Genomic DNA, 13,201 nt, shown 5'->3' on the forward strand with positions numbered 1-13,201 from the left:
TTTACTTTTAAATAGTATGTGTTATAATTAATTTAGATGATATATTAGGAGGAATGACCAATGACTTTAGAACAAACAATCAATCAACAAATCGCAAACTGGAATATATTATATACGAAACTGCACCAGTTCCATTGGTACGTAAAAGGTCCGCATTTCTTTACCTTGCATGCTAAATTTGAAGAATTATATGATGAGGCAGCAGCAACAATAGACGAATTAGCTGAACAATTATTAACGATTGATGGCAAACCCATTTCAACATTAAAAGAATACCTTCAGTATGCTACCTTAGAAGAAACATCTGACATGTTAACTGCAGAAGAAATGGTACAAGCACTCATAAATGACTACTCTTTATTAATTTCTGATTTAATAACCGGAAAAGAAGTGGCCGAACAAAACAATGATGAAGTTACCGGTGATATCTTCTTAGAACTAATTGGCAAACTCAATAAACACAACTGGATGCTAAAATCATTTTTACAAGGATAAAATGTTAAAAAACGCATGTGGCTACGATTGCCACATGCGTTTTTACTTCACCTCATAGGTCTTTAGTAATTCTACTTCCTCATCGGTTAATTCGCGATACTCGCCAAGTTCAAGTGTTTCATCCAAAGGTAATGGCCCCATGGAAATCCGCTTAAGATAGACCACTCTTTTACCAACTGCTTCAAACATCCTTTTTACTTGATGAAACTTGCCTTCAGTAATCGTTAGTTCAATGTCTGACATGATACCAGATTTTAAAATTTGCAGTTCCCCTGGCTTTGTTTCATAGCCGTCGTCAAGTGTAACGCCGGCTGCAAATGCCTTAACATCTGCCTCGGTTACTTCTCCCTCAATGACCGCAAAGTAAGTCTTGGGGACATGCTTTTTCGGAGATAGCAAGCGGTGGGCTAGCTGTCCGTCATTGGTAATAAGTAATAACCCCTCGGTATCCTTATCCAATCTTCCGACAGGAAATGGCTCGTACACCTGATCTCCCAATTCCAATAAATCGATGACTGTTTCCTGGGAACTGTCTTCAGTCGCTGATAAAACTTCTTGAGGCTTGTTCATCATTAAATAAATAAATTCTTTGTATTCAATGATTTCACCATTTAGCGTAATTGTTTGGCTGTTTGTATCAACATGCTGTTTGGCATCCTTCACGACAGCATCATCAACTTTAACAGCGCCGCTTTTTAATAATTGCTTTACTTCCTTACGGCTGCCATAGCCAAGATTGGCTAGCATTTTATCTATTCTCAAAGAGAACCTCCTCCTGTTTTACCTATTACACTTTCATTTTCAATTTCCGCTTTAATTTATTTACTCTGTCACCAAATAGTTTGTTTACAAGACCTGATTTCAATCCAAGGTAAAAATAGAGGGTTGCTCCAACTCCTGCGCAAATAATAATGATGAGAATAGATTGAAACGTTGATGCAGGATTTAGAAATAACAACAATAATTGAAGTACTAATTCGGTTGCTACCCACATAAAACCAGCAAAAATTACTATCAGTAGGCTTCTTCGCCAAACTAATAGGAACCGGTAATTTGCATACTTTTTTATCACAAATAACTGAATTAATATGGCAGCAAGATACCCCAATGCTGTTGCATATACTGCACCAGTGGTTTCAAATCTATTGATAAGTGGGATATTTACAGATAATTTTACTAATAATCCCACAAGTAAGCTTAAAACGGTAAACCGCTGTTCATTGATTCCCTGCAAAATTGCCGCTGTTACTAAATATAATGCAAAAAGAATGGCCACTGGGGCGTAGGCATTTAATACTTCGGTTCCAAGTGCCTTATGTTCATAAAATACCGTATAGATTGGTTCAGCTAATAGGGAAAGTCCTATTGCTGCCGGCAGGGTTAAAAATAGTAATATTTGGAAGGCTTGGTTTAACTGTTGATGTAGACTTTTTCGGTCCAAATCAACAAATGCCTTCGTTATACTTGGTACAAGCGCTAATGAAAAACCAGTTGCCAATGATACTGGAATGATGACAATTTTATGGGACTCGAAATTCAAGACGGAAAATGCTGCTTTTGCAACAGGCTCATTGTGACCGAGGTCCATCATTGCTCGTGTAAAGGTAAATTGGTCAATTGCTTGAAACAATGGGCCTGCAATCCCGACAAAAACAAACGGGGCTGCATATACGATGATTTCCTTATAGATTTCTCCAAGCGACACCTGTACCGTTCCTTTATCTTGTTCAAGAAGCTGGTCAAGGTACGGTTTCCTTTTATACCAATACCAAAGTAAAACGGCTAAGCCACCAATTGCACCAATGAAAGCTGCAAAGGTTGCTACACTAACCGCTGTTACAATACTACCATTTAATATTTTAAGTACAATAAAGGCACCTGCAAGTGTAAAGGTGATTCGGACAATTTGTTCCACGACCTGTGACACGGCAGATGGTCCCATCGATTGATGTCCCTGAAAGAAACCCCTAATTAGACTCATAAACGGAACAACAATTAGAGCAAAACTTACGGCACGGATAACCGTTGTGATATCCTTTACACTCGATCCGATATCTTCATCATCAGGAAAAACCCACCCTGCCATAACAGGTGCGGATAAATAGAGAACTAAAAAGGAGGCAAAACCAGTCAACATCATAATTACTAATCCAGATTTGAACAATTGCCTACCAACAGCATACTCTTCCAGTGCATTATATTTTGAAATAAACTTAGAAACAGCTAGCGGTATTCCAGCCGTTGCAATACTAATAAATATCGTATAGGGTATATAGGAATAGGAATACAGTGCTGTCCCTTCAGACCCTACAATTTGATAAAATGGGATGACATAAAACAAGCCAATAACCTTGGATATAATCGTACCCAAAGTTAAAATAAATGTACCTTGAATTAACTTAGACGACATAACTTCGAATCCCTTCCTAGTGAAGAAAAAGTACAGTGAGCAAGATATCAACGATTATTCGACGATTTTTGCACACTATTAGTAGTTTACATCTCTTTCGGTTGTGATGCTACTAACAAATAGGTTAAATTTAATAATATCTGTTGACATTTTGTTCTCTTTTTTAATAAGAGTGGTTATGTTTATAATAAATAGTTATGCAAACAGTTTACCAAGTAAATGAAAATACATAAAGTTGGTGGAAGTATGGATTATGATGTAATCGTTATTGGTGGCGGACCCTCTGGCTTAATGGCGGCGATTGCTGCTGGTGAAAAAGGCGCGAAGGTTTTATTGATTGATAAAGGGGATAAGCTTGGCAGAAAGCTCGCCATTTCTGGAGGCGGCCGCTGTAATGTGACAAATCGGCTCCCTGTAGAGGAAATTATTAAGCACTTGCCTGGTAACGGGAAGTTTTTATATAGTGCCTTTTCGATTTTTAGTAATGAAGATATTATCAAGTTCTTTGAAAAGCTAGGGATCGAATTAAAGGAAGAGGATCATGGACGGATGTTTCCGGTATCCAATAAAGCACAATCCGTTGTCGATGCACTATTGGATCGATTAGAAAAACTCAACGTGCGGATCTTCAAAAACTGTTCAGTAGCTGACATTCACTATAAAGACGGTCATATTTCTGAGATATTGCTTAAAGACGGGACAAGCATCACTGCCAAATCTATTGTTATTGCTGTCGGCGGTAAATCAGTTCCCCATACCGGTTCAACTGGTGATGGCTATGCCTGGGCAAAAAAAGCTGGTCATACGATTACGGAGCTATTTCCTACGGAGGTGCCTGTCACCTCAAACGAACCATTTATTAAGAATAAATCACTGCAGGGTCTTTCGCTAAGGGATATTGATTTAAGTGTACTGAATCCTAAAGGAAAACCAATCATTGCTCACCGAATGGATATGATTTTTACCCATTTTGGTTTGAGTGGACCTGCTGTCCTGAGATGCAGTCAGTTTGTCGTTAAAGCGCTGAAGAAGTATAAGCTGAACGAAGTAACGATGAGCCTTGATGTTCTCCCTGATAAAAAGGAAGAAGAAATTTTTCAAGAAGTTATTAATCTCGTGAAAAAGAGTGAACCTAAGAAAAGTATTAAAAACACATTAAAAGGGTTCGTCCCTGAACGATATCTTTTGTTTCTTTTTGAACAAAACGAAATTGACCCTTCTGAGCAAGGTGCAACGATTTCAAATGAAAAAATCCGCAGCTTCGCAAAAAGCTGTAAACAATTTCATATTAAAGTAAATGGTACGCTACCATTGGAAAAAGCATTTGTAACTGGTGGCGGCGTGTCTGTTAAAGAAATTGAACCGCAAACAATGGCATCGAAAGTTATGAATGGCTTATATTTCTGCGGTGAAATCCTTGATGTCCATGGATACACGGGCGGATATAACATCACGTCAGCTTTAGTTACCGGCAGGCTCGCAGGAACAAACGCAGCACTTTCTGCAAATAAAAGTTATCAGTCCTGATTTTATATCAGGACCGATATATGATCATGGCTGAGAAACAATAGATTTGTTCCTCGTCTTCATCTTCTGTTATTGCAGCGACATTATACTTTATATCCAGCAGTTTCTGTTCTTCCAGACCTTTTAAAAAACGGTTCATTTCTTTTTCTAAATCCTTCTCATGCTCGCGATCAAACAGTTTGACCTGTATCATTGGACCCTCTCTCCCTTGCTTTTTTTTACTAGTATCTCCACATTTTCTGAAAATTAAAAATAAAATATATAAAAAAAGGCGATTCCACTGCGGAATCGCCTTTTTGCTTATTTCTTTTCTCCTGTCCAATCTAACATACCACCAATCATATTGCGGACCTTATAGCCTTGGTCTTGGAGGTAGTGACAAACATTCCCGCTGCGTGCGCTCGAGCGGCAAATAAAGATATATTCTTTTTCCTTATCGAAGTAATCCAAATTCGCTGGAATCTCCATCATGCGAATATGTTTGGCTCCGGGAATCATTCCCTGCGCAACCTCTTCGTCTTCCCTTACATCAACCAACTCAAGTTTTTCCCCTTTCTCAAGCTTTTTTTGTAACTCCTCTGGTGTAATAATCTGTATTTCTTCCATCCTGCCACCCCTTCGAAAAAATCCCCCCTAAAGAATAGGGAGGATGTTTAATTGTTTTAATTTGCTACGATATTGACTAGCTTACCTGGAACCGTAATGACTTTACGTACCGTTTTGCCTTCGATTTGTTCTTTCACGGTCACGTCGTCCATTGCTATTCCTTCTAGGGCTTCCTTGGTTGCATCTGTTGGCACCATTAGCTTAGCCTTGACCTTTCCATTAACCTGGATGACTATTTCGACCACTTCATCGACTAGCTTCGCTTCATCATATGCTGGCCAAGATTCATAAGATATTGTGCCACTATAGCCTAGTTTTTCCCAAAGTTCTTCAGCAATATGAGGACAAATAGGTGCAAGCATTTTTACGAATCCCTCGATATAATCCTTCGGAAGCACTGTCGCTTTGTATGCTTCATTAATAAATACCATCATTTGTGAAATAGCAGTATTAAAACGCAGACCTTCGTAGTCCTCCGTAACCTTTTTCACTGTTTGATGATAAACCTTTTCTAGATTTGATACAGCTTCAGTTGATTGGACCTTTGGAGAAATTTCTCCATTTTCTTCAACTAACAAACGCCAAATACGATCTAAGAAGCGACGTGATCCATCCAATCCATTCGTCGACCAAGCAATCGATGCATCAAGCGGTCCCATAAACATTTCGTACAACCTTAACGTATCCGCACCATGGCTGTTTACAATATCATCCGGGTTAACGACATTCCCTTTAGACTTGCTCATCTTTTCATTGCCTTCACCCAAAATCATTCCTTGGTTAAAAAGCTTTTGGAAGGGCTCTTTTGTTGATACTACTCCAATATCATATAAAAATTTATGCCAGAAGCGTGCGTAAAGTAAGTGAAGTACTGCATGCTCTGCTCCGCCAATATAGATATCCACCGGAAGCCAATGGTTTAGTTTTTCCTTTGATGCAAGTGCTTGATCATTTTTCGGATCAATATAACGCAAATAATACCAACAGCTGCCCGCCCATTGAGGCATAGTATTCGTTTCCCGTCTACCCTTTTTACCAGTAACTGGGTCAACTACATTTACCCAGTCTGTTATTAAAGCAAGAGGTGATTCTCCTGTACCTGATGGTTTAATTTCCTTTGTTACAGGCAGTGTCAATGGTAGCTCATCTTCTGGTACAGCTGTCATTGTTCCATCTTCCCAATGGATTATTGGAATCGGCTCACCCCAATAACGTTGACGGCTGAATAGCCAATCACGAAGACGGAAGGTTACTTTCTTTGTACCAATATTTTTCTCTTCTAGCCAAGCAATCATTTTTTGAATGGCTTCTGTTTTATCTAATCCATTTAAGAAGTCAGAGTTGATATGTTCTCCGTCACCAGTATAAGCCTCTTTCTCAATATCTCCGCCAGCAACAACTGCCTTTATCGGTAGACCAAATTCCTTTGCGAATTCATAGTCACGCTCATCATGTGCTGGAACAGCCATAATGGCACCAGTACCGTAGCTTACTAATACATAATCAGCAATCCAGATTGGCATTTTTTCGCCATTTGCCGGATTGATCGCATAAGCACCAGTAAACACACCCGTTTTCTCTTTCGCAAGATCTGTACGCTCAAGATCGCTCTTTGTTTTTACTTTATCTAAATAGGCCTCAACTGCTTGACGTTGTTCGGCTGTAGTAATTTTATCTACAAATGAATGCTCTGGAGCTAGCACTGCATATGTTGCACCAAATAGGGTATCGGGACGAGTTGTGAATACCGTGAATGTTTCATCATGTCCTTCAATATTGAAAGTTACTTCGGCACCTTCTGATCGACCAATCCAGTTGCGTTGCATTTCTTTCAGACTTTCCGGCCAATCAAGTTCCTCAAGGTCTTCAAGTAGCCTGTCACCATAAGCAGTAATTTTTAACATCCATTGCTTCATTGGGCGGCGCTCAACCGGATGGCCACCGCGCTCACTTTTCCCATCAATGACTTCTTCATTTGCCAAAACAGTCCCAAGTGCGGGACACCAATTGACTGCGACTTCATCAATATAGGCAAGGCCTTTTTCAAATAGCTGTAAGAAAATCCATTGTGTCCATTTATAATATTCAGGATCTGTCGTGTTTACTTCACGGTCCCAATCATAGGAAAAGCCTAGTGCTTTAATTTGTCTACGAAAGGTATTAATATTCTGTTCAGTAAATTCTGCCGGGTCGTTACCAGTATCCAATGCATATTGCTCTGCCGGTAGACCAAAGGCATCCCAGCCCATTGGATGAAGCACATTATAGCCCTGCATCCGCTTTAAACGTGAAAGTATATCTGTTGCTGTATAACCTTCAGGGTGTCCTACATGGAGTCCAGCCCCAGAAGGATAAGGGAACATATCCAAAGCGTAGAATTTACGTTTATCGTATTCCTCGCTCGTTTTAAATGTCTTTTCCTCTTCCCAAGTCTTTTGCCACTTCTTCTCGATATGCTGATGGTTGAAACTCATAATATTTTCCTCCTAAAAAAAATAAAAAACCCCTCATCCCAAAAAAGGGACGAGAGGATTGTATGTATCTTCCCGCGGTACCACCCACATTAGTGTTGTAAACACTCGCTTCATTCATCCTTAACGCGGAATACGGCAAACATTACTATAACTTTCACGTTTGCAACTCATAGGCGAGTTCATGATGTACCCGATTGACTTGCACCAGCCGTCAATTCTCTATAGTCAGGTATAAATCACTACTACTCCTAATCAAAGTCATTCATTATTAAGTATTACGGTTATTGTATTAAATTTACCAACAATATGCAAGTAGGGATTAAGCCTAAATCCAGTTTAACCGTATCAACATCAATTTAAACCAAATAGACAGTGAGCGAAAAGCCCACTGTCCTCTCCAGGTGGACAGTGTCCACGGGTGGTGCCTGTCACCGTGTCACTTTATTGTGACACGGTTGATGCTGTTACTACTAATGGTTCTTTTTTCAAACCACGGTCGTAGATGATGGTTGTGAGTATAGCGATTAGGAATAGGCCAATAAGTACGTAGAATAAGGCAGACATACTATATAGATCAACGATCATTCCTCCCAGTAATGGTCCGACCATTCTGCCACCAGTTGCGGTACTGTTTACGATGCCTTGGTAGAATCCTTCCCTGCCTTTTGGTGCTAAGTTGAAGGCGATCGTTGGGACTGCCGGCCAGATAAACATTTCACCAATGGTTAGGATAATCATTCCGACTAAAAATCCAGTAAAAGCGCTGGCATTGCCTGCAACTAAGAAAGAAACAATAAATATTCCCATTCCAATGATTATTTGTACCTTTAGTGTAGTAGCTAGGCGTTTAATTAATCCATTCAATAATGGTTGACCAAGAACAATTAATGCTCCATTAATTGTCCATAATAGGCTGTATTGCATTAAAGAAATATTAATTTCTTGTGTGTAAGTCGCAATAGTTGTCTGCCATTGAACATAACCCACCCAGCATAACAGATAACCCGTACAAAGAATTAATAACGCATATAGTTTCACTCGACTTTTCAATACTACTCCATTTGCAAGAGAGTTGTTGGCTTGTTTTACAGCCCCTGCCTCAATTCCTTTATAACCAAATACAGCGATTAGTAAAAAGATGACAAACATAATTGTGTTGGCAAGGAAGATTAAATCAAAAGAATAATTAGCAACAATCCCTCCAAGAGCTGCACCGACGGCTACACCTAAGTTTTGTGCCACATAGATAGCGTTGAAGGCTTTGCGACCGCCCTCTTTCCATACTGAACCTGCCATAGCAAACATTGCTGGGAAAATCACACCAGTTCCAAAGCCAATAAGGATTTGAAAGACAATGTATTCTGGCCAGCCGTGCCAAAACGTTAATCCAACAAGGGCTGAAAGGGTGATGGAGATTCCTAGTAGAATCGATTTATAGCCACCAATTTTATCAAATAAACTACCGCCATATAGATTTCCAATGACGCTAGCTCCTGCATTTAACATTAATACTACACCTGCAACCGATAACGATTTACCTAAATGATCGTGAATATAGATGGTATTTAAAGGCCATAAAAAAGAAGAGCCTGTTACATTCACTGCCATTCCAATGATTAAGAGCCATAAGGCACGTGGCACGAAAACCGCTCCTTTACCTATTAACTATTTAATTTCCAAAGGTTATTTTATTCCTATTTCTGATTCCGTGCAATCTCTTTTTGTTTTCTATTTTTCAGTCATGAGATGGATTTGCTCTCCATTGGCTACCATAGTTGCTCTTTCCTTTTGGCTTCAGTCGCGCGAGATTCAGCCTCGATTCCGCGCAATTCAGCGTTTATTCCGCGACACGCAACAAATCCTTCATCCAATTGACAGTTAGACAAAAATTTGTCACAATAATCATTAGAAAACACTGTTCTCCTAAGAGAAACAGTGTTTTCCTCACCGAATTATTTTAGGCTCTTACTCTAAACTTCTTATTCTTTCTTGGTCGGACGAATTAAGAGTTTAGTGGAAGGGTCTATTTTTTTACTGCTGGTGCTACTGGTTGTTGTGCAGGGAAATAGCTATTTACGGCATGGTCTTTTTTCTTAAAGTTATCTGTTTCTGCCTGAACAGCCTTTTTCACCTTTTCAATTTCCTGGTCAAGCTCCTTCATATCGACACCTTTTTTAACTAACTCTTCAGTTGCAAGACGAATCGCATTATTTGATTGAACAGTTGATTCTCTTAATGAATCCATTGATCCTTGTGGATTGTGGAAGCCTGAAGAATTTTCTGCTGCAACAAAATCCCAGAACCATTGACCCTTACGGACAAATTCCTGTGCTTGCTTGATCTTGTCTTCGCTTACACCAGAAGTAATCATTTTGTTTACATAATAATGTGCAGTTGTTGATATATTCTGTGCTTCATGTAAAGCACTAAAGTTCGTTTCTTGTATGTCAGCAACACGGTCTTTTAATTTATCTAAATCACGGTCACCGTGACATTGTCCGCAAGATGTGTCCATTGTTTTAAGCGGTGAAGTCCACCAGTGGGATGTAATCTTTCTCTTTCCATCAACACGCTCAAACGGCATATGGCAATCTGCGCAGCTAACGTTTGCTTTTCCGTGTGTGCCTTGTGCATGTGTTTCGAATTCAGAGTGCTGTGCCTTTAACATTGGCGCTCCTGAAATATTGCTAATCCAGTCTTTTTCGAAGCCGTTTTCTTTAGCAATTGTATTATAGTATTCATATATATCTTCTGGTTTGAAGCCTTCAGCCCATGGGAAGATAACTTCACTATTACTAGCAGCAAAATGATATTCCACGTGACACTGACCGCAAACATAGCTACGCATATCGTTCTTAGTCGGATTAGAAACATCAATACCTTGGGATTCTAAACCTTTCGTGAAGCTAGGACGAGTGATGCGTAAATCCATTGTCTCTGGATCATGACAATCAGAACAGCCGATTGGCGAGTGGCCCATTGCTTCACCTTTCGTCCAAATCTCACTATTAAAATTTGCCCCCCAATAGTCGTCGCCCATTTCTTCAAGCATTTGTGGGACTGCAGTAGATTTACACGTATAGCATGAACCAACTGATTTATCAGTAATACGTTTAACATTTTTTATGTCTTCAAGTGCGTACGTATGACCGCGGTCCTCATTATATTCAACAGCGAAACCATATCCGTTGAAAAGTACTGGTAGTAGTGGCTCTTTATCCGGATCGTACTTGCTACGTTTTACTGAACCGCCGTAAGTTGTGTCTTCCATTTTTTCATTTTTCATATAGCTATTATATTGAAGCGGAAATAAATCTTTGAACGCTTCATTGCTTATCTCATCTGCAGAAAGGCCTGTAGTCTCCTTGGAATCTGATGCATTTGCTGTTTTGCTCTCACCGTCATTACTACAACCTGTAATGATTAGGACAAATGTCAACAGAAGGAGGTATGCCCCATAACGGAACCTCTTCATTCTTAAAATCCTCCCTTAATTTTTAATAAATCGCCTGATTTAGCTGGCTTATCAAATGTATCATCTTTAAAGTCTGCTCCATGTGGTACTGTTTGGTGACAGGACATACAGTTGTCTTTAGAATCATGTGATACATTCGTAACCGTACTTGCATGACAGTCTGCACAATTTTGATTAATGACTCTCATCGTACGTGAGGTCGCATAAATCCGATCTGGTATATCCTCAGTACCTAGAGTATTGTAGTAGATATGAGTCATACCCGCGCGACCTTTAAAAAATAATTTCCCTACCTCACTTTCATGCGGCAGGTGGCAATCATTGCACTGCAACTCCGAGTGAGTGGAATCAACGAAGGATGTATAAACATTTTCCATCGTGTGGCAATTTTGGCAGAAATTCGGGGAATCTAAGTAAGCCATTGTTTTTACTGTTCCGAAAGATAGAGCGACACCTACTAACAAAGCCACTACTAATAACACCCTTTTATCGATGGCCATCAATTTTTTGAACCATTTTTTAAACATCTTTTCACCTCCCATATAATATCTTTCTCTCTCTAAAAATTTATATAATAAAGTACTTTCGCACTTTACCACCAAAAGGAATGGTATTACTTTTTTCTTCTTTTCACTAAAATGATCATCCCACCAATAGCGATTAAGCCAATTACACTAAAAGCAGCTATTTCAAGCATATTCAAATCATTTTTAGTCTCTTTATTTTGAACTGGTTCATCATCAACAAATTCGACAGTTGGTTTTGTTTCACTACGCTCATACTTCATTGAAAAACTTTTTGAATCTCCCGCTTTTAACCCTTGAAAATTATAAGAAAATATCCCTTCTTCATCTGCATGGGTTTGCTTTTTTTCTGGTTCAGGATCTAGCACAATATTTTCCGCCATTAGCGGTTGGATAAACGAAACATTGAACAGACTGATATCAGCAAAACTTTTAAATTGATAGTCAAGTGACTTTTTTTCTTTATCAACAGTTAATTTATCTGTGTAATATTCAACGACAAATTTATATACTTCATTCGGCTGTATTTCCTCACTAGTTGTCCAAGAAATGGTTCCTTTATCCTCGTCGATTGTGTATTCAATCTCATATACCTTTGATAAATCACTTGAGTAATCTGCAACATAGCCAACACGGAAGTTCTTCTCGTCCATTGGTAGGGGAATTTCGATTTGTCCTTTTTGCGGCTGATCCGTCTGGTTAAGCATTGTTCCCTGGTAACCAATTAATAACGGGGGGTGCTCTTTCTTTTCATCATTTGGATGGTAAGCAAACTCAGGCATAACCTTAATAGATAACTCTTCAAAGGTTAGGATATTTTTATTTTCCTCGGCAGTTGTTATTGATGGATATATCATTAGCAATAAACAAAAAAGAATGTTTAGAATGACCAGGTATTTTTTCATTTTCATGCTTCCTTTCAGGATGTGAATAAATTGTGAACGCATTCACAATAAAATGTAAAAAAAATTAATAAACATTTTATTCTTAAATTATTAAAAATTTTTGAATTTTCCGCGAGCACATTGATACCTTATTTATATCTTATTTATCCCATTTTAGCCTAACTCAATCTGTGACCTAAATCACAAAAATAATTTGAGATATTTCTAATTTGTGAACACGGATTTTTCCTTATTTACACTGTGTTTTCTATGTTTTTCTCAATAAAAAGCCCTCAACGGATTGTTGAAGGCTTTTTGCTTTTAGGATGATTAATTCTTTTCTTGATGGAATTTAGATTTTACAGGCTGTCCGCCTGAATCTTCATATTTCTTCTTTGCTTGTTTTACAATATCAAAATCTTTTCCCGCCTCAAGATCTTGATTATTGATTCCATTACGTGTTTTTTGTTCAGGATTTTGTTGTTTCGAGCGCTTTTTCAAGAGTATTCTCCCCTTCCTCCTGCCGTATGGCCTCCCTGTAAAATCATCGTATTTTGCATCTGCTGTATCTGAAGCCTCATCCGATGAAGCTGATCCCGCTGCTGGGCGTTGGCGCTATGTGCCATCTTGGCAATATCCTGATATGTTTGTTCCAGTCGCTGCAACGCTGTCGTATAATCATCATCGTTATAGTGCTCCTGAAGGCTACTTTCTTTAAATTCATCCTGGGCATATCGAATAGCATCCTCACATTGCTGCATTAACTCACTCATTGAATCACGAGTAGCCATCTTAAAACCCCCTTA

13 protein-coding genes and 1 other annotated feature are annotated in these 13,201 nt (G+C 38.9%); of the genes, 2 read left to right on the top strand and 11 right to left on the bottom strand.

The features are described from left to right. Positions 1-60 precede the first annotated feature (60 nt). Entirely contained in the window at positions 61-495 is a 435-nt protein-coding gene (locus tag NSS81_RS06255; protein WP_342432676.1) for a DNA starvation/stationary phase protection protein, read from the top strand. A gap of 42 nt (positions 496-537) precedes the next feature. Here NSS81_RS06255 and NSS81_RS06260 read toward each other — a convergent pair whose 3' ends face one another. Further along, positions 538-1,257, bottom strand: coding sequence for a pseudouridine synthase (locus NSS81_RS06260; RefSeq protein ID WP_342432677.1), 720 nt, complete (start codon positions 1,255-1,257; stop codon positions 538-540). Positions 1,258-1,282: 25 nt separating this feature from the next. Further along, positions 1,283-2,905: a polysaccharide biosynthesis protein gene (locus NSS81_RS06265; RefSeq protein WP_342432678.1), complete on the bottom strand. Its 1,623-nt coding sequence runs from the start codon at positions 2,903-2,905 to the stop codon at positions 1,283-1,285. 246 nt (positions 2,906-3,151) lie between these two features. On the opposite strand from NSS81_RS06265, the gene NSS81_RS06270 reads away from it, so the two are divergent. Beyond that, on the top strand, positions 3,152-4,432 hold the full coding sequence (locus NSS81_RS06270; protein WP_342433949.1) for an NAD(P)/FAD-dependent oxidoreductase: 1,281 nt from the start codon (positions 3,152-3,154) through the stop codon (positions 4,430-4,432). A 7-nt stretch (positions 4,433-4,439) separates the two neighbouring features. Here NSS81_RS06270 and NSS81_RS06275 read toward each other — a convergent pair whose 3' ends face one another. The 9 genes from NSS81_RS06275 to NSS81_RS06315 form a co-directional block, all read right to left on the bottom strand. Next, complete coding sequence (locus NSS81_RS06275; RefSeq protein WP_342432679.1) at positions 4,440-4,625, bottom strand: sporulation protein Cse60; 186 nt, start codon at positions 4,623-4,625, stop codon at positions 4,440-4,442. A gap of 107 nt (positions 4,626-4,732) precedes the next feature. Beyond that, positions 4,733-5,038 carry a rhodanese-like domain-containing protein gene (locus NSS81_RS06280; protein WP_342432680.1) on the bottom strand — a complete coding sequence of 102 codons (306 nt, stop codon included), beginning with the start codon at positions 5,036-5,038 and terminating at the stop codon, positions 4,733-4,735. A 56-nt stretch (positions 5,039-5,094) separates the two neighbouring features. Continuing rightward, a complete protein-coding gene (leuS, locus tag NSS81_RS06285) occupies positions 5,095-7,512 on the bottom strand; it encodes a leucine--tRNA ligase (RefSeq protein ID WP_342432681.1) in 2,418 nt (805 codons plus the stop codon). Positions 7,513-7,554: 42 nt separating this feature from the next. Beyond that, positions 7,555-7,777 (bottom strand) — a binding site (T-box leader). A gap of 176 nt (positions 7,778-7,953) precedes the next feature. Then, positions 7,954-9,153 (bottom strand): MFS transporter, encoded by a 1,200-nt coding sequence (locus NSS81_RS06290; RefSeq protein WP_342432682.1) that lies wholly within the window; start codon positions 9,151-9,153, stop codon positions 7,954-7,956. 382 nt (positions 9,154-9,535) lie between these two features. Then, the gene (locus tag NSS81_RS06295) at positions 9,536-10,987 is read right to left on the bottom strand and encodes an ammonia-forming cytochrome c nitrite reductase subunit c552 (RefSeq protein ID WP_342432683.1); all 1,452 of its coding nucleotides are present in this window, start codon (positions 10,985-10,987) and stop codon (positions 9,536-9,538) included. Between the two features lie 2 nt (positions 10,988-10,989). After that, a complete protein-coding gene (locus NSS81_RS06300) occupies positions 10,990-11,514 on the bottom strand; it encodes a NapC/NirT family cytochrome c (RefSeq protein WP_342432684.1) in 525 nt (174 codons plus the stop codon). An 86-nt stretch (positions 11,515-11,600) separates the two neighbouring features. After that, positions 11,601-12,416, bottom strand: a complete 816-nt coding sequence (locus tag NSS81_RS06305; RefSeq protein WP_342432685.1) for a hypothetical protein — start codon at positions 12,414-12,416, stop codon at positions 11,601-11,603. A gap of 309 nt (positions 12,417-12,725) precedes the next feature. Further along, positions 12,726-12,896: a glycogen biosynthesis protein GlgD gene (locus NSS81_RS06310; RefSeq protein ID WP_342432686.1), complete on the bottom strand. Its 171-nt coding sequence runs from the start codon at positions 12,894-12,896 to the stop codon at positions 12,726-12,728. Continuing rightward, complete coding sequence (locus NSS81_RS06315; protein WP_342432687.1) at positions 12,893-13,186, bottom strand: YtzC family protein; 294 nt, start codon at positions 13,184-13,186, stop codon at positions 12,893-12,895. Before NSS81_RS06315 ends, NSS81_RS06310 begins: the two co-directional genes overlap by 4 nt. Between the last annotated feature and the right edge of the window lie 15 nt (positions 13,187-13,201).

Source organism: Neobacillus sp. FSL H8-0543 (genome assembly GCF_038592905.1).
In the GTDB taxonomy this organism is placed as follows: domain Bacteria; phylum Bacillota; class Bacilli; order Bacillales; family Cytobacillaceae; genus Neobacillus.